The following is a 17,232-nucleotide window of genomic DNA, read 5'->3' on the forward strand; positions in this document are numbered from 1 at the left end:
GCAGTGGCGTCAGCCCTTGACGGCACCCGTGGACAGGCCTTCGAGGAGCTGTTTGCGCAGGACGACGAAGAGGGCGACGGCAGGGACGACGGCGAGGACCGCTCCGGCGAGGACGAGGTCGTACTGCCGTTGCTCCGACACGAACAGGGTCTGCAGGCCGAGCGGGAGGGTGTACTGGGAGCTGTCGGAGACCAGCACCAGCGGCCACAGGAAGCTGTTGTAGCTCTGCAGGAACTGCCAGACGGCGAGTGCGCCGAGCGCGGGGCGCAGCAGGGGCAGCACGATGGTCCGGAAGATCCCGAACTCGCTCGCCCCGTCGATGCGGGCGGCCTCCAGCACCGAGTCCGGGATGGACTGCACGATGTACTGCTGCATCATGAAGATCCCGAACGCGGGCGCCACCCAGGGCACGATCAGCGCGAACCACGGACTGCCAAGACCGGTCTTGACGAGGACCACGAACAGCGGCACGAGGATCACCGCGAACGGGATGGACAGCGAGCTGAACATCACGCCGAAGAGAAGCTTCTTCCCGGCGAAGCGGAACTTGGCGAAGCCGTAGCCGGCCAGGGCGCAGACGAAGACGGACACGGCGGTGGCGGTCAGGGCGACGACCGTGCTCATCAGGAACCAGCGCCAGAACGGCTGTCCGGAGAACAGGCGCTGGTAGTTGTCGAGGGTGAACGGGTCGGGGATCAGCCGCGGCGGGTAGCCGAAGATGTCGCCGCGCGGTTTGAACGAGCCGCTCAGGGCCCACAGAAGTGGGGCGAGGAAGGCCAGCGACAGCAGGACCAGTACGCCGTACAGAGGCACGCGGGTGCGCATCAGTTGGCCCTCCCGATACCGAGGAGTCGGTTGACGAGCTGGCTGAGCCCGAAGACGAGGACGAAGAGCACGACGGCCGCCGCGGCGGCGTAGCCGAACTGCTGGCGCTGGAAGGCGGCCCGGTAGATGAACATCGTGACCGAGAGGGTCGATTCGGCCGGTCCGCCACCGGTCAGCAGATACGGCTCCTCGAAGATCTGGGCCGCGCCGATGAAGGACGTCACGACGACGAAGGCGGTCACCGGCTTCAACGCGGGCAACGTGACGGTGGTGAAGGTGCGCAGGCGTCCGGCGCCGTCGAGGGCGGCGGCCTCGTACAACTCCCTCGGCACGTTCTGGAGTCCGGCGAGGAAGAACACGGTCAGGTAGCCGGTCCAGCGCCACAGCATCACCACCGCGATGCTCACCTTGGCCAGGCCCGGATCGCCCAGCCAGTCGACGCCACCCGCGCCGAACAGGGCGCGCAGCACCGAGTTCGCGAGGCCGAACTGCCGGTCGAAGACCAGGCCGAAGATGAGCGCGACGAGGATCGGGGAGACGACGACGGGCACGAAGTACGCCGTGCGCCACAGGTCCCGCACACGCAGGCCGCGGGTGTTGAGCGCCTGGGCGATCAGCAGGGCGGCGGGGACGACGACGCAGACCGCGACGAGCACGAAGACGGCCGTGTTGCCGAGGGCCCGGTGGAAGCTGATGTCGGTGGCGAGGAGGCGGTAGTTGCGCAGGCCCACCCAGTGCGGGGTGCCGAGGCCGACCCACTCGGTGAGGCTCAGCCAGAGGGAGACCGCGACGGGGACCAGCATGAACAGGACGTAGAGGAGATAGAAGGGCGAGATGAAGAGGTACGGCGCCCAGGACTTCTTCCGGCCGACTGCGGCGGTGGTCATGGTGGGTGGGTCCTCCTAACGGCCGGCCTGGTCGCGGAAGTCGGCTGCGGTCTGTTTCAGGGCCTGACGTGGGCTCAGATCACCGTGGTAGGCGCGCAGGAGGTTGCCGGCGAGGACGTCGTAGAGGATCGACTGGTCGGGGCTCTGGTGGAACGGGGGCACCTGGGGCAGCAGGTCGCGGTAGAGCGGGAAAAGCCGCTGGCCGCCGCAGAAGTCGTCCCGGGCGGTGCTCAGGCGGGGATCGTCGTAGACCGAGCGACGGGTGGGGAGGTAGCCGGTCTCGGTGAAGCGGCGGACCTGGCCCTCATGGGTGAGCCAGGTGCGGAACAGGAACTCCTTGGCGGCCCGCGTGTGGGGCTTGTCCTCGATGACGCCGAAGCCGGTGCCGCCCGCGGCGGCCGTGACCGCGCCGCCCCTTTCGAACCGGGGCAGGGCCTTGACCCGCCATCTCCCCTTCTGCTCGGGCACGTTGGGTGCCAGGCCGTAGTTCTTGTACCAGATGGCCATGGGCAGTCCGATGACCCGGCCCTGCTTCAGGGCGGTCTGCATGGCGGCCCCGTAGTAGTCGGAGATGTCGATGACGAAGCCGGTGCGCAGGCCCTCGCAGAGGAAGCGCAAGACCTCCTCGGCCTCCGGTGAGTCGAGGACGAGGTTCTGGTCGGCGTCGAAGAAGGCGCCGCCGCGTTGGTAGAGCAGCATCTGGAAGGACTGCACGACCTGGCCGGCGTCACTGCCGGCCGTGGAGACGACGCACATCGAGGCGCCGTGGTCGCGGTGGACGCGGGCTCCGTGTTCGGCGAACTCCTCCCAAGTGGGCGTGTCCTTGGGGAGGTTGTACCGGTCGAAGAGATCGTCCCGGTAGAAGTAGACGACCATCGGGGTGTCCGAGTCGAGGGCGTAGACCTTGCCGTCCTTGCTGAAGGGGGCGGTGCGGGCGGGCAGCAGGTCGTCCTTGAGGTCGGGGACGGCGGCGATGTCGTCGGTGAGGTCGTACAGCAGCCGTTCGGATATGTCGCCGCGGAGCATGCGCGGGAAGCTGCCGATCTCGAAGCCCACGAGGTCGGGGGTGCCGCGTCCGGCGACGGCCTGCGCGAGGAGCTTGGTGACCACGTCGGACGCTCCGGCGCGGGTGACCTTCAGGTGGTAGCGGAAGTCGGTGAGCCGGTCGGCCTCGGGGATGCCCTTCTCGAAGAAGGACTCGTAGCCCGGGTCGTGGGTCCACAGGGCGAGGGTGACATCGCCGGAGGTGAGGGCGGTGGAGCTGCCTCCTCCGCAGGCGGAGAGGACGGCGGCCGTGCTCAGTCCCAGGGCGCCGCGCAGGACAGCGCGGCGGGGCGGACGGGGTGGCGGGTACACACGTGACTCCTCACGTGGTGCGGCTACGGGGGTATGGGCGTGCGGCGGCGGTCCCGTGCCGCGCACGCGGGGGGGGCACAGTCAGTCGGAGGCGGGTCCGGTGGAGGCCCGTACGGTCAACTCGACGGCAGATTCGGGGTGTTCGGCAGCGGCCGGACGGCCCTCGATCAGGGCGATCAGGTGGTCGACGGCGCGTTCGGCGATGGCGGCGAAGTTCTGCCGGACGGTGGTCAGGGGCGGGGAGAGGTAGGCGGCGGCGGGGATGTCGTCGTAGCCCACGACGCTGACGTCGCCGGGGACGCTGCGGCCCGCCTCGGCGAAGGCGTGCAGGGCGCCGATCGCCATGTCGTCGTTGGCGGCGAACACGGCGGTGACGTCGGCGAGTCGGGCCAGCTGTCGGCCGGCCGCGTATCCGGCGGCCGGGCTCCAGTCGCCCTCCGTGGCAAGCGGTGGCTCGGGGGCGCCCGCTGCGGCGAGGGCCTCGCGCCAGCCCCGGAGGCGGTCGCGGGCGGCCCACCAGTTCTGCGGGCCGGGGAGGTGCCAGACGGTGCGGTGGCCCAGGGCGAGCAGGTGCTCGGTGGCGATCCGGGCGGCCCGGACCCCGTCGGCGCCGACGACCGCGCCCACACCGTCGGTGAGTTCGACGCCCTCGCCGAGGCTGATCACCGGGACGTCCGCGCTGAGTCGGAGCGGGGTGCCGTCGTCGATGGGCTCGGACAGCACGATCCCGTCGACGCCCTGCTCCAGCAGCGCCTCGACGGCGACCGAGACCCTCTGCCCCTCCAGGGTGCTGGCCAGGGCGAAGGAGTACCCCGCCCGCTGCATCGCCCGCTCCAGTGCGATCAGCAGCGTCGACGGGCCGTACAGGGCCGTGCCCAGCGAGACGACGCCGATGCGCCGGTAGCGGCCGAGGAGCAGGGCGCGCGCCGCGTTGTTCGGGCGGTAGTCCAGCTCCCGGATGACCCGGAGCACGCGGTCGCGGACCTCCGGGCTGACGTGCGGTTCGCCGTTGACGACCCGGGACACCGTCTTCTGGGAGACACCGGCGACGCGGGCGACCTCGGTCATCGTCGTCGCCATGGGAGCTCCCGGATGGTGGCGGGTTGATCGGCTGTTGACTACGTAGTCGGCTGCAAGGACATTCGCATGACCGCTGTACTGACTACGTAGTCATGCCAGTGTCGAGAGCCTGCGGCGTCCCGTCAATGGTTCGTGCGTCAACAAGTACGCAGAATCGTCCTGGCCGCCGTGAGGGCCTGGTCCCCGTAAGCGCTGCCGAAGAGGACGGCGTGCACCAGCAGGGGGAAGAGCTGGTGCAGGGCGATGCGTTCGGTCCAGCCGTCGGCCAGCGGTGCCGTCTGCTGGTAGCCGTCCAGGATCCGGTTCAGGTGGGGACAGCCGAAGAGGTGGAGCATCGCCAGGTCGGTCTCGCGGTGGCCGCCGTGTGCGGCCGGGTCGATGAGCCAGGCGTGCCCGTCGGCGCCCCACAGGACGTTGCCGTTCCAGAGGTCGCCGTGCAGTCGGGCGGGCGGCTCGGCGGGGCCGGCCAGTTCGGGGAGCCGCTCGCAGACCTGCTCGATGACGGGCGCCTCCGTGCCGCGGAGGGTGCCGTCGTCGACCGCGCGGCGCAGATACGGCAGCACCCGGTACTCGGCGTACCAGCGGGGCCAGTCGGGGCCGGTGACGTTGCGCATCGGGGCGAGACCGATGTACGCGTCCTCGGGGCCGCCGGGCGGTGGGGCGCCGAACGCGGGTGCGCCGGTGGCGTGCAGGGCGGCCAGTTCACGGCCGAGGCGCTCCGCCGCCGCGGGGCCGGGCCGGCCGGTGGCCACGCGGTCGGTGACCAGCCACTGCCCGTCGTGTCCGTGCACGGCCGGGATGCGGACCGTGCCGGCGTCGGCCAGCCAGCGCAGTCCCGCCGCCTCGGCCTGTGCGGCCCGGTCGCCGTCGCCGCGCTTGACCATCACCACCCGGCCATCGTCGAGGGTGACTTCGGTGAGCGCCCCGGAGTGCCGGCGTTCGCCGGTGGCGGGGAGTCCGGTGAACCGTGCCGCTGCGGCACTCGGGCCCTCGAAGGAGTTGTGCACGGCCATCAGGGTATTCCGGGTCAGCTGTCGGCGGCGGCCTTCTTGATCGCCTCGCGGATCCGGGAGTAGGTGCCACAGCGGCAGACGTTCTCGATCCGGTCGATGTCGGCGTCCGTCGGCCGGGGCGTCTTCTTCAGCAGGGCGGCCGTGGCCATGATCTGACCCGGCTGGCAGAAGCCGCACTGGGCGACGTCGCAGTCCAGCCAGGCCTGTTGCACCGGGTGGAGGCGGTCGCCGTCGGCCAGGCCCTCGATGGTGGTGACCTCGCGGCCGGCGCAGTCGCCGACCGGGACGACGCAGGGCTGTATCTCGTCGCCGTCGAGATGGCTGGTGCAGGCGCGACAGGCGCCCACGCCGCAGCCGTACTTGGGGCCGGTGACGTTCAGCAGGTCGCGCAGCACCCAGAGCAGGGGCATGTCGGCGGGGGCGTCGACGGTGACGCGTTTGCCGTTGAGGGTGAAGGAGTAGGAGGGCATCGGTACCTTCTCGGACGTGGCTCAGAAGTCGAGGGGGAAGCGGCGCGGCTTGGTGCCGGTGGCCCGGGCATAGGCGTTGGCGACGGCGCCGGCCGCGGCCGGGACACCGAGTTCGCCGGCTCCGCCGGGGTCGCGCCGGGAGGGCATGATGTGCGCCTCGAAGTGCTGGGGGGCATGTCGCTGGCGGGCGTAGTGGAAGTCGGCGAAGCTGCTCTCGCGGACGGCGCCCTTGTCGATGTGCAGCCCGGCGCTCAGCACGGTGGAGATGCCGTCGACGGCGGTGCCCATCAGCTGGGCCTCCAGTCCGCGCGGGTTGACGGCCGTTCCGACGTCGGCGGCCATCACCACCTTGGTCACCCGGGGGTTCTTCGGATCCTCGGCGTCGATCTCGACCAGACAGGCCACACAGGAGCCGTACTCCTCGTGCACGGCGACGCCCTGGGCGTGACCCCGCGGCATGGTCCGACCCCAGTCCCCGGCCTTGGCGACCTTGTCCAGTACGGCCTTCACGGCCTTGCTCCGCAGTGTCGTACGGCGGAAGGCGACCGGATCCTTGCCGAGGCTGCGGGCGGCGTCGTCGACGACGATCTCCTCGGCGGTGCGCACCGTGCCGGAGTCCACCGAGCGCCAGGCGCCGAGCGGTATCGCCAGGTCGACCGAGCCCGAGTTCCCGGAGAGGCGCCCGAAGTTGTAGAGGCCGCTGTCGCTGGGGAGTGGAGCGGCGGCACGCACGCCGCCCTGAGCGGACATGCCCTGCTCGGAGGACTCGTTGACCGAGGCCGTCGCGTGGGCGAAGGCCACCACTCGGCCCTGGGCGTGGCTGGCCCGGATCCGGTGGTGGGAGGCCGGGCGCATACGGCCGTGCCGGATGTCGTCGGCCCGGCTCCACATCAGCTTCACCGGCCGGCGTGCCTTCTTGGAGATCAGCGCCGCCTCGATCGCGGCGTCGTAGTTCAGCCGGCGTCCGAACGACCCACCGCCGCGCAGGACATGGACCCGGACCTTCGACACCGGCAGGCCGATCCTCGCGGCGATGTCCTCGCGCGCCGACTGCGGCGTCTGGGAGGAGAACCAGATCTCGGCGCTCTGGGCGCGCACGTCCGCCACGGCGGTGAGCACCTCCATCGGCGCGTGACTGACGAAGGCGAACTCGAACTCGGCCTCCGTCTGCGCCGATCCGCGCGGCGGGCTCTCCAGCTTCGGCACGGCGGCACGCAGCCGGGCGCGGATCTCGGTGTCGGAGAGGTTCGCGAGAGGGCCCGGCGCCCACTTGATCCGGAGCGCGTCGCGGGCCTGGAAGGCGTGGTGGAAGGTCTCGGCGACCACGGCCACCCCGCCGTCGATCCGGACGACCGCGTGCACGCCGGGCATGGCGCGGGCCGCCTTGGAGTCGACCGAGACGGCCTTCCCGCCGATCGTCGGCGGCCGGGCCACGACCGTCGGCTTCGCTCCGGCCACCGCGAGGTCTCCGGTGTACTTCGCCTTGCCGGTGACGATGTCACGGGCATCGATGCGGGTCGCGGGCCGGCCGATGACCCGGTGCTTGGACGCGGGCTTGGGGTCGGTCGACACGGCCGGGCGTGTGATCCGGGCGGCGGCCCTGGTCAGCGATCCGAAGGTGGCCGAGCGCCCGTCCGGTCCGAAGACCATCGTGTCCCGGGTACGCAGGGTCCGCGCGGGGACGTGCCATTGGCGGGCCGCCGCGGTCACCAGCTTGGCGCGGGCGGTCGCGGCCAGGTGCCGGGCCGGCCCGTACAGCGAACTGACCGAGTTGGAGCCGCCGGTGAACTGGTTGCCCTTGCTGCGGGCGTCCGCGAGCGGGATGTCGACGTCGGCGAGCCGGGCATCCAGTTCCTCGGCGATCATCATCGCGACGGCGGTCGTGACGCCCTGGCCGACCTCGACGCGCGGCAGCCGTACGACGACCCTGTTGGCCGGGGTGACCTCCAGGACCAGCATCTCCTCGTCGGTGCCGGTGACCAGGACGTCGGAGGCTGCACGCCCGCCGGCCGCGGTTTCCTCGGCGCCCTGCGCGGTCGAGCCGTCGCAGCCGAGCGGTGCCGCGACGGTCAGGGTGGTCGCCGCCAGCGAGTACACCACGAACTGTCGACGGGACAACTGACTGGCCAACAGACGCTCCTCTCCGAGAACCCGGGGTGGTTCGACCTGTATGAGGGGCGAGTGCACGCCGGGGTTGCGCCGGTTGGCCGCTGCATCGATCTCCGGCCGAGTTGCGAGTGCCGGCCGACGGTCACGGGCGGGCGGTGCAGGGCGGGCGGTAGTCGAGGCCGGGGAAGTGGCGGGACCACTGGGCGCGGCTGATGGGGACACGGACGTGCGCGCAGGCGTGGGCGCGTGCCCTGGACAGGTCGGTGTTCCAGATCTCGACCGTGTGGTCGTAGGTCAGGGTGACGATCGTGCCGTGTGCCGAGAGAGGGAGTACCGTCCCGAGTCCTTGCGAGAGAGCGGTCAGCGAGGCCCGTTCGACGGGGCGCGACCGGTTGACTGCCGCCCAGAGGCGTACCGTCCCGTCCTCGCCGGCGGTGACCACCATGCGGCCATCGGGGGTGAACTCCACTGAGGTGATCACGTCGGTATGGCCTTCGAGCCGGCCCAGCCGTCGGTGGTGGCGCGGGTCGGTCACGTCCCACAGGATCGCCGTGTGGTCGTCGCTGCCGGAGAGGAGGGTGCGGCCGTCCCGGCTGTAGGCGAGGGCGTCGACGAAGTTGTCGTGGCCCTTGAGAACGGCGATGGCATGCGCGCGGCGCGGGTCGGTCACGTCCCACAGGCGGACCGTGCGGTCGTCGGAGCCGGAGGCCAGCGTGGTGCCGTCGGGGCTGAAGGCGACCGGTTTGACGTTGAGGGAGTGGCCGATCAGTTTGTTCAGGAAGCGGGGGCCGGCCGGGTCGCTCACATTCCACAGGCGGATGGTGTCGTCGTAGCTGGCGGTGGCGACCGTATGGCCGTCCGGGCTCACGGCCAGCGAGAAGATGAGTTCGGTGTGGTGCGTGCGGGCCCTTGAAAGCAGGCGCGGGTTGTGGGGGTCGGTCACGTTCCAGAGCCGGATCTCGCCGTCCTGGCCTGCGGCGATCAGTGTGTTCCCGCGGGGGCTGAAGGCCAGCGTGAAGGCGCTGTCGATGTGGCCGGCGACGGTGCCCAGACGGACGGGGTGCTGGGGATCCGTCAGGTCCCACAGCCGGAGACCGCCGTCGTCGAGCGCCGTGGCCAGAGTACGGCCGTCGGAGGTGACGGCCACAGCGTGGACGAGCCTGTCCAGCGTGCGCGGCAGCATGCTGAGGAGGCCGTTGCGGGTGGCCTCGTTCGCTTCCAACCGGTGTGCGGCCAGCGCGAGCTGGGCGGCCAGCGAGCTGTCGCGGGTCCGCAGCGCAACCGAACTGTCGACGGCCCTGAGCGCGAGGGCGTGGTTGCGCTGTGCGGTGACGATCCGCTGGGAGCGCACGGCGAAGCCGGCAGCGGTCACGGCGCAGACGAGCAGGACGACGAGGGCGGCGACGAGCCGGCGCCGACGGCGGACCCGGTGGCGCGCGCGCAGAGCCTCCGCCCGCTCCGCCGATTCGCTCGCGTCGAGGAAGGCGCGTTCCCGGGCGGTCAGGGCCTCCTTCGGGAGGTCTTTCACGGCGGCCAGACGCACTCCGCGGTAGAGGGAGTCGGGATCGCGCTCCAGTGAGTTCCAGACGGCGGTGGCCTCGGTGAGAGCGCGGTGCAGGCGCAGTTGGTCCCGGTCCTCGCTCAACCAGCCGCCCAGGCGGGGCCAGCAGCGGATCAGGGCCTCGTGGGTGATCTCGACGTGATCCCGGTCGACGGTCAGCAGGCGTGCCCGGGTGGCCTGTTCGAAAACCAGCAGGGTGTCGGAGGTGTCGTCGAGTTCGTGGCGCGGTACGCGGCGTTTGGTGTCCTCGGTGCCCTCGCCCAGGGCGATGAGGCGCAGGAAGAGCCGTCGGGTGATCTTCTGCTGCATGTCGTTCAGGCCGGAGTGGAAGGCTTCGGCGGTCTGCGCGAGGGCGCCCTCGAAACCGCCTGCCGCCTGGAACGCGGCGAGGGTCAGGGCGTTGCCCCGTCGGCGGTGCCAGGTCTCCAGGAGCGCGTGGGAGAGCAGGGGCAGCGCCCCGGGCCGACCGTGGGCGTCGGCTGTGAGGGCGGCGAGGAGGGCGCCCTCGACGGTCAGCCCGGCGCGGGCGGCGGGCCGGACGATCGCCGCCCGTAGTTCGTCGGTGGTCATCGGGCCGACGGGGACATGGGCGTCGGCCAGGGCGTCGACGAGGGTGGGGAGCCGGGTGCAGTGCGTGTAGAAATCGGACCGTACGGCCAGGACGACGCGGCAGCGGCTGTCGGAGGTCTGCGCGGCGTGCAGGAGTGCGGCGACGAAGGCGTCGCGTTCCTCCGCACTGCGGCAGAGCGTGAACACTTCCTCGAACTGGTCCACGATGACGAGGAGTTCGTCGGGCGGATTCGGTGATCGGGCCAGGATCTGCCGCACCACACGGTGCAGAGCACGCGGCTCCGACGCGAGTTCGGCGTGCAGGGGCCCTGAAGTGATGTGCGCGCGGGCCGCCAGTTGGATCGCGCATTCCTCCAAGGGGCGCGGGCCGGGAGTGAGAACCAGGGCGGGTGTTCCGGAGAACTTGGGGAGCACTCCGGCGCGCAACACCGATGACTTTCCTGATCCCGAAGCCCCGAACAGAACAAGGAATCTCTTTTTACTCAGGTGTTCGAACAGTTTGCTCGTGAGATTTTCGCGGCCGAAGAAACTGTCGGCGTCGGACTGCTGGAAAGAGGCCAGACCGACATAGGGCGCAGAGGCCGGGTCCCCGGCCCGATCCGGATCCGGATCCGGGCCGACGGTCCTGACCGTGCATGCGGCCGCCGTCCTGCGCCAGATCAGCTCCCATTCCCGCTCGTCACCGCCGCAGGCGCGGACGTAGGCGAGGGTGACGGCCAGCGTGGGCAGTTGACGCCCCGACGCGGCCCCGGAGAGCGTCGCGATCGAATAGTGCGCCCTTCGCGCGAGATCCCGGTAGGTGGGGCTGCCGGCCTGCTCCCGCACCTTTCGTAATCTTCCGGCGAATTCCAGCAGCGGCCCGCCGTCCGCTTCCAGCGGGCGCTCTCCACGTGGCACCTGTACGTACCTCCCCCGAGTCATTCGGATTGTTCACCATGCGTTTGTTCAGCGCCAGCGCGCCGATCGTGAACAACCGGCACCGGGCTACAAACGGTTCACCGGGTCCCGCACCGAGGACCGGAAATCCGTCGCGAGAACTACCGAACGGGGAGCACGCATGAACGCGTACACGCGACAGTGCGCCGGACCGCCGGGCGGGGCTGTGGGCACACCGCCCCCGGCCTTCGGCCTGCTGCCGTCAGCCACCGGGCCGGGCGCCGGGACCGCGGAGCATTCCGCGCCGGACCGGCTGGGCGAATTCATCGCCGGACAGCTGGGACGACTGTGCGACCTGGTCGGGATCGACGCGCAGCGGCGCACCGCCCACCAGCGGGTGCTGTCCGATCTGTTGGGCCCGGCCGCCGCCCGGCCGCTGGCCGACCCTCCGCCCTCGCCGTCGTTCGTCTCCGACGATCACACGCCGGTGGAGTTCTCGCTGACGTTCCCGGCCGGCGGCGACCCCGTGCTGCGGGTGCTGGTCGACCCGGGTTGCGCCGCCCGGGCGATGCCGGACAACGCCCGCACGGCATGGGCGGCCGTGGGGCGTCTGGCGGCGCAATGGGGTTTTCGCCTCGACGAGTTGACGCGGGTGAGCGACCTCTTCCTCCCGCCGGTGCCGCACGGACCGCTGTCCCTGTGGAGCGCCCTGGAACTGCGGCCGAGCGGCCCGCCAGGGCTCAAGCTGTACCTGAACGCGGGCTCGCGAGGCCCCGAGCGGGGCATGGAGACCGTCGACGAGGCCATGACCAGGCTCGGCCACGGGCAGGCGTTCGAGCCCCTGCGGTGCTACCTGAAGCCCCGCTTCCCCGAGCGGGCCACCTTCATGTTCTTCGCCCTGGACGTGGGCCCGTGGGCCGAGCCACGGGTGAAGGTCTACGTCGTCCACCACCACGCCACGGCCGACGACGCGGCGGACGCGGCCCGCCTCGTGCCCGGGGCGTGTCCGGACCGCGTGGCGGAGCTGTGCCGCCGGATCGGCGGGGACGAGCCCTTCAGCCGGCTCCCGCTCATCTCCTGCTACTCGTTCACCGGCGCGGACGCCGACCGTCCCACCGGCCACAGCATCCATGTCCCCGTCCGTGCCTACGTCCGCGACGACCGGGCGGCACGCGACCACGCCGTGCGGCTCCTGCGGCAGTACGACGTCCGCAGCGCTCCGCTCGACCGCGCCCTCGCCGCGCTCACCGCCAGGCGCCTGAGTGCGGGCGTGGGCCTGATCTCGTATCTGAGCCTTGTCCAGGCGGGCGGGCAGGCACCGCGGATCACCGCCTACCTCTCCTCCGAGGCGTACCGCGTCCTCCCGCCACGGGAGGACGCCGGACCCGGAAGTCCGGCCGATGGCCGCCGCGCCGCAGACCGCACCAGCTGAGCCCGCACCAGCCCGACCGAACCGTCGGCCGACGGGCGCCCTGAACATCCTCACCACCCTGAAGGGAAACCGACTGTGGAGCCGTACCGGATCAAGGTCGTCGAGCCGATCCCCGTCACCACCCGCGAGCAACGGCAGGCCGCCCTCGCCCGCGTCCACTACAACCTCTTCGACCTGCGGGCCGACGAGGTCACCGTCGACCTGCTCACCGACTCGGGGACCGGCGCCCTGTCCGCAGCCCAACTGGCCGCAGGGATGGCGGGCGACGAGTCGTACGCGGGGTCGCGCTCCTTCCACCGCTTCCACGACACCGTCCGGGAACTGACCGGCTACACGCACATCCTGCCGGTGCACCAAGGGCGGGCGGCCGAACGGCTGCTGGCCTCGACGCTGCTCGGCCCCGGCAAGATCTTCCTCAGCAACACGCACTTCGACACCCTGCGGGCCAACGTGGCGCTGCACGGGGGTGAGGCCTGGGACCTGCCCTGTCCCGAGGCCCGGGACCTGGACAGCACGGAGCCGTTCAAGGGGAACATCGACACCGCTCGTCTGAAGGCCGTTCTGGACGGGCCGGACGGCTCCCGCGTCGCCGCGGTGATCATGACGCTCACCAACAACGGTGGCGGCGGCCAGCCGGTGTCCATGGCCAACCTGACGCTGACCTCGTCGCTCTGCCGGGAGCGCGGCGTGCCCCTGCTCCTGGACGCGGCACGGTTCGCGGAGAACGCCTGGCTGGTCACGCAGCGGGAGGCCGCGTACCGCGACCACAGCCCGCGGCAGGTCGCCGAGGAGGCGTTCCGGCTCGCCGACGGCTGCGCGATGAGCGCGAAGAAGGACGGCATCGCCCACATCGGCGGCTTCCTGGGCCTGCACGACACCGACCTCGCTCGACGCTGCGAACTGCTGCTCATCGCCACCGAGGGCTTCCCCACCTACGGCGGACTGGCCGGACGCGACCTGGACATGGTCGCCCAGGGCCTGACCGAGGTCACCGATCCGGGGTATCTGCACGCGCGGGCCGAGGACACCGCGTACCTGGCGGAGCTGGTGCGCTCGGCCGGCGTCGACATCGTCGAGCCGCCGGGGCTGCACGCGCTCTACCTCAACGCGGGCCGTCTGCTGCCGCACATCCCGCCGCACCGATTTCCCGGCCAGGCGCTGGCCTGCCAGTTGTACCTGGAGGGCGGCATCCGCAGCGTGGAGCTCGGCTCCCTCTACCTGGGCACGGAGGACGAGCACGGCGCTCCGCTCACCAGCGCCCCGTACGAGCTGGTGCGCGTGGCGGTGCCGCGCAGGACGTACACCCGCGGGCACTGGGACCACGTCGGGCGGGCGCTGGTCCGCACGGTGCGGGACGCCCACCTGATTCCCGGCATGCGCATCACCGAACAGCCCGCCTCGCTACGGCAGTTCCGGTCCAAGCTCGCCCCGGTCGCCCCGTAGGCACAGGCCCCTCGACCCGCACCGACACCCTGACGAAAGGAACTCCACCATGGGACACGAGCAGCGCGTACGCGACTTCTACGACTATGCCGGACCCGCCTACGAGGCGATCATGGACGACATCTGGCACCACGGCGACCCGGCGGCGGAGGCCCGCGGCCTGTCGCCGCAGCAGGCCGCCCGAGCACTGGCGGAACGGCTGGTCGGCCTGGCCGGGCTGCGACCGGGGGACCGGGCGCTCGACTTCGGCAGCGGAGTGGGCGGGGGCACCCTGCACATGGCCGCGTTCACGGGGGCGACCTTCGTCGGGCTGACCAACAACGAGTGGCTCTCCCAGCGGGCCCGCCGACTGGCCGAGGAGCGGGGGATGGCCGACCGGGTGCAGTTCCTCACGGTCGGTGACGAGGACTACACGACCCTGGCCGCCTGGCCCGACATGAGCTTCGACGCCATCACCTTCTACGAGTCCGTGTGCCATCTGCCGCGCAAGGAGCGGTTCTTCCGGTCGACCCACCGGCTGCTGAAACCCGGCGGGGCCCTCGTCGGCATCGACTGGCTGCAACGGCCGTTCGGCGCGCATCAGACACCGGAGGAGATCGCGCACTTCACCGACCCGGTAAACGAGACGTTCTGCCTTGCCGCTCTCGGCACCCTGCACGCCTACGAAGCGATGCTGGAGGACGCCGGGTACGTCGTCACCCTCGCCGAGGACCTCTTTCCAGGCATCCCGTGCTGGGGCAACACCCCGTCGGAGGATCGGCCGAAGTGGCTCGGCTACGACGGCCCCGGCGGCGAGCAGATCCAGGCCGGCAAGCAGGCCCTCGACGCCGCACGCGGCGCCGGTGTCTTCACCGTCGGCGCCTTCGCCGCCGTCCGCCCCGCCCCGGCGCCCTGACGGGCGTCGCCTCAGCCGCCTCAGTCGCCTCAGGACGAGAGGTCGGTGCCCCACTCCAGGTGTCGTACGAGCTCGTCGTCGCCCGGCCGGTTACCACCCGCGCCCCGACCGCCGGGACCTGACGGGGTGTGGGTACCGCGGGAGATGTTGCCACTGACCGTGATGTTGTTCTCCACGCGGGGGCGGCGGAGTCTCTCGTAGAGGGCGAGCGCGGCGTCGGTGTCCGGCGCGTCCCGCAGGGACTTGGCGAGCACCACGGCGTCCTCCAGCGCCATCGACGCGCCCTGTCCGGTGGCGGGGGACGCCGCGTGGGCCGCGTCGCCGATGACCAGGGTGCGGCCGGAGCGCCAGGACGTCCCGGTGGGGAGTTCGGTGGCGTTGGTGACCATCAGCCGGTCGGCGGTGGCCGCCACGAGGTCCGCGGCCGGGGTGGAGTCCTTGCGCAGCAGCGGCAGCAGCAGGTCACGCCACCGGGCCGGGGTGCCGTCCGCGAGGGCGTCGGCGGCCAGGGGTGCGTCGGTGACGCGCGCGAACCAGTACGTCTCCTGCGCGGGCGACACCGCGTACCCGAAGGCGACGGAGCTGCCGCGCACCATGGTGATGGTCTCGCCCTGGGTGGTCTCGGGGACGGCGTCGGTGTAGCCGTAGAAGACGTACTGTCCGGCGTACTCCGGGCGCGCGTCGGGGGCGGTGAGCCGGCGGACGGTGGAGCTCAGGCCGTCGGCCCCGATGAGCAGGTCGCCGGTGGCCGTGCTGCCGTCGGCGAAGTGGGCGGTCACGGTGTCCGGGCCGTCCTCGACCGACACCAGGCGGGCGCCGTGCCGGATGCCGATGCCCCGGCGTGTGACCTCGGCCTGCAGGGCGGCGTTGAGGTCCCCGCGCCGCAGGCACCGGTACTGAAGGTGTGCGGTGCCGGCTTCGCCGAGCGGCACCCGGGCCACCTCGGCGCCCGTGTCGTCGAGGACCCGCATCGAGGTGAGAGGGAAGCCGATCGCGGTGACCGCGGCCGAGGCGTCGACCTCCGCGAGCGCTCGCATGCCGTTGCTCGCGAGCGTGAGGAACGCGCCGATGTCCTCGGCGGAGTCCGGGTGCGCCTCGTACACCTCGACGTCTAATCCGGCCTTGTGCAGCGCGAGCGCCGCTCCCGCACCGGCGATCCCGCCCCCTACGACAATCAACCGCGTCACATCGCCCCCTAGCTCCCCGTACGGCCCCTGCCAGTCGCCGCCGTCCTTCGTGGAACGTCCCAGGTCCGGCCCCAGTTCCCGAGCGATCCGCACAATCGCCCCACCCGCCCGGAACACCGAACCGGAACGAGTGCAACCATTCCGCCAACCCGAATGTCTCCCCTAATATCAGACACATCACCTCCCGGGGGACGTAATGGTACGAAACAGAGCCGCATGGGCGACGGCGATCGCGCTCATGGCCACCACCCTGGGCGTGGCGGCGATCCCTGCCGAAGCCACCACGACCACCACCTCCCAGACCACGGCCTGCCCCACCGGCTGGGGCAGTCTGGCCAAGACCCGCTCCGCCGCCACGTCGGAGTCGGTGACGAACATCCGGACCGGCCGGCACGCCTGCTTCGACCGCATGGTCGTCGACGTCCCCGGCGCGGGCACCAGCGGCCTCGGCTATTCCGTCAGGTACGTCAGCCGCCTCCACCAGGACGGCTCGGGCACCCACATCCCCGTCGGCGGCGGGGCCGTCCTCGAGGTACGGGTGGCCGCCCCCGCCTACGACCCCGAGACCGGGAAGCCGACGTATCCCGTGCGAGCCGGTCAGCGCCTGGCGGGCGTTGATCTCAAGGGCTACCGCACCTTCAGGGACGCCCGGTTCGCCGGCAGCTTCGAAGGGGACACGCAGATCGGGCTCGGTGTCCGGGCACGGCTGCCGTTCCGGGTGTGGGTGGCGACCGACCGGGTCGTGGTCGACGTCGCGCACAACTGGACCGGGGCACGCTGAGGCACTTGCGGCTGCTCGGCAGGCAGCGACTTCCCGGCAGGCTTGCCCTTTACCGCCTGGCATCGGTGGATGCGAGGAAGACGCTGGTGAGTGGCGCGTGTGTGGTCCAGCCAAGGGACTTGTACAGACCCTGCCCCTCAATCGTCGCGGCGAGCACTCCGGTCCGCGCGCCTGCCGCGATCGCCGCGTCGGCCAAGGTGTGCATCACCGCCCGCCCCAGGCCCTGGCGACGGTGGGCAGGTGCGGTCTCTATCTGGTCGAACACGACAGAGCCGGCGCGGGCGGTGGCGGCGACCTGGCCGTGAGCGGCAAAGGCGCCGTCCATGTCACGGACGAGGGCGCGGGTGACATCACCCCGGCTCCAAGTGCGCAGCTGGTAGCCGGGAGGGAGGTCCGGGATGTCCGACAGGGACGTGTGCAGGGATGTCGACATCAGGAAACCGGGGTCGTCGAAGGTCCATGCGGGCGTGAGCCAGGGGGAAATGACCTCCGGGGCCGCCATCACCTTGAGCCAGGTGGCAGGCGCTGTGGTCGTCTGCACGAGCCTGCGGATGACCGCCTCGTCGGCGCGGGGCAGGACATGCCGGGTTACCTGCCTGGGTAGCCCGACATCGACTGTGAACCCCCAGGGCGCCTCCGTCGGAGGGGCGGCCCCACGCGAGGCGGCCCAGCCTTCGACCCAGGCTCGCACGATTTCGGTATCCATAAGCCCTCCGCGGGTAATAGGCGCCGGTGATCAAGGCACAT

General features: G+C 71.4%; 14 protein-coding genes. 4 read left to right on the forward strand and 10 right to left on the reverse strand.

Translation table 11 applies throughout. From position 1 onward, the window contains the following. Nucleotides 1-9 precede the first annotated feature (9 nt). The 8 genes from BLU79_RS00105 to BLU79_RS00140 all read right to left on the reverse strand — a co-directional run bounded on the left by BLU79_RS00105 (nucleotide 10) and on the right by BLU79_RS00140 (nucleotide 10,768). On the reverse strand, nucleotides 10-825 hold the full coding sequence (locus BLU79_RS00105) for a carbohydrate ABC transporter permease (RefSeq protein ID WP_256333076.1): 816 nt from the start codon (nucleotides 823-825) through the stop codon (nucleotides 10-12). Further along, nucleotides 825-1,712, reverse strand: a complete 888-nt coding sequence (locus BLU79_RS00110) for a carbohydrate ABC transporter permease (RefSeq protein WP_093903471.1) — start codon at nucleotides 1,710-1,712, stop codon at nucleotides 825-827. The genes BLU79_RS00105 and BLU79_RS00110 overlap by 1 nt, the downstream gene beginning before the upstream one ends. A 15-nt stretch (nucleotides 1,713-1,727) precedes the next feature. Further along, complete coding sequence (locus tag BLU79_RS00115) at nucleotides 1,728-3,068, reverse strand: ABC transporter substrate-binding protein (RefSeq protein WP_093903472.1); 1,341 nt, start codon at nucleotides 3,066-3,068, stop codon at nucleotides 1,728-1,730. Between the two features lie 81 nt (nucleotides 3,069-3,149). Next, a complete protein-coding gene (locus tag BLU79_RS00120; RefSeq protein ID WP_256333077.1) occupies nucleotides 3,150-4,148 on the reverse strand; it encodes a LacI family DNA-binding transcriptional regulator in 999 nt (332 codons plus the stop codon). Between the two features lie 137 nt (nucleotides 4,149-4,285). Beyond that, nucleotides 4,286-5,155: a fructosamine kinase family protein gene (locus BLU79_RS00125; protein ID WP_256333078.1), complete on the reverse strand. Its 870-nt coding sequence runs from the start codon at nucleotides 5,153-5,155 to the stop codon at nucleotides 4,286-4,288. A gap of 20 nt (nucleotides 5,156-5,175) precedes the next feature. Then, the gene (locus BLU79_RS00130) at nucleotides 5,176-5,631 is read right to left on the reverse strand and encodes a (2Fe-2S)-binding protein (protein ID WP_093903474.1); all 456 of its coding nucleotides are present in this window, start codon (nucleotides 5,629-5,631) and stop codon (nucleotides 5,176-5,178) included. Between the two features lie 21 nt (nucleotides 5,632-5,652). Continuing rightward, nucleotides 5,653-7,731, reverse strand: coding sequence for a xanthine dehydrogenase family protein molybdopterin-binding subunit (locus BLU79_RS00135; protein WP_093904154.1), 2,079 nt, complete (start codon nucleotides 7,729-7,731; stop codon nucleotides 5,653-5,655). A gap of 151 nt (nucleotides 7,732-7,882) precedes the next feature. Further along, nucleotides 7,883-10,768 carry an nSTAND1 domain-containing NTPase gene (locus tag BLU79_RS00140; RefSeq protein WP_143052439.1) on the reverse strand — a complete coding sequence of 962 codons (2,886 nt, stop codon included), beginning with the start codon at nucleotides 10,766-10,768 and terminating at the stop codon, nucleotides 7,883-7,885. Between the two features lie 160 nt (nucleotides 10,769-10,928). Between BLU79_RS00140 and BLU79_RS00145 the strand changes: the two genes are divergently transcribed. The 3 genes from BLU79_RS00145 (at nucleotide 10,929) to BLU79_RS00155 (ending at nucleotide 14,517) form a co-directional block, all read left to right on the forward strand. Continuing rightward, on the forward strand, nucleotides 10,929-12,179 hold the full coding sequence (locus BLU79_RS00145) for a tryptophan dimethylallyltransferase family protein (protein WP_093903476.1): 1,251 nt from the start codon (nucleotides 10,929-10,931) through the stop codon (nucleotides 12,177-12,179). Nucleotides 12,180-12,254: 75 nt separating this feature from the next. Further along, complete coding sequence (locus BLU79_RS00150) at nucleotides 12,255-13,622, forward strand: tryptophanase (RefSeq protein ID WP_093903477.1); 1,368 nt, start codon at nucleotides 12,255-12,257, stop codon at nucleotides 13,620-13,622. Nucleotides 13,623-13,671: 49 nt separating this feature from the next. Further along, nucleotides 13,672-14,517: an SAM-dependent methyltransferase gene (locus BLU79_RS00155; protein WP_093903478.1), complete on the forward strand. Its 846-nt coding sequence runs from the start codon at nucleotides 13,672-13,674 to the stop codon at nucleotides 14,515-14,517. Nucleotides 14,518-14,546: 29 nt separating this feature from the next. Here the strand turns inward: BLU79_RS00155 and BLU79_RS00160 are convergent, their stop codons facing one another. Then, complete coding sequence (locus BLU79_RS00160; protein WP_093904155.1) at nucleotides 14,547-15,704, reverse strand: FAD-dependent oxidoreductase; 1,158 nt, start codon at nucleotides 15,702-15,704, stop codon at nucleotides 14,547-14,549. A gap of 238 nt (nucleotides 15,705-15,942) precedes the next feature. Here BLU79_RS00160 and BLU79_RS00165 point away from each other — a divergent pair, with 238 nt between their 5' ends. Then, nucleotides 15,943-16,485 (forward strand): AMIN-like domain-containing (lipo)protein, encoded by a 543-nt coding sequence (locus tag BLU79_RS00165; protein WP_256333079.1) that lies wholly within the window; start codon nucleotides 15,943-15,945, stop codon nucleotides 16,483-16,485. Between the two features lie 49 nt (nucleotides 16,486-16,534). On the opposite strand, the gene BLU79_RS00170 is transcribed toward BLU79_RS00165, so the two are convergent. Beyond that, nucleotides 16,535-17,191 carry a GNAT family N-acetyltransferase gene (locus BLU79_RS00170; RefSeq protein WP_093903480.1) on the reverse strand — a complete coding sequence of 219 codons (657 nt, stop codon included), beginning with the start codon at nucleotides 17,189-17,191 and terminating at the stop codon, nucleotides 16,535-16,537. Between the last annotated feature and the right edge of the window lie 41 nt (nucleotides 17,192-17,232).

This window comes from Streptomyces sp. cf386, assembly GCF_900103585.1.
Classification (GTDB): Bacteria; Actinomycetota; Actinomycetes; order Streptomycetales; family Streptomycetaceae; genus Streptomyces.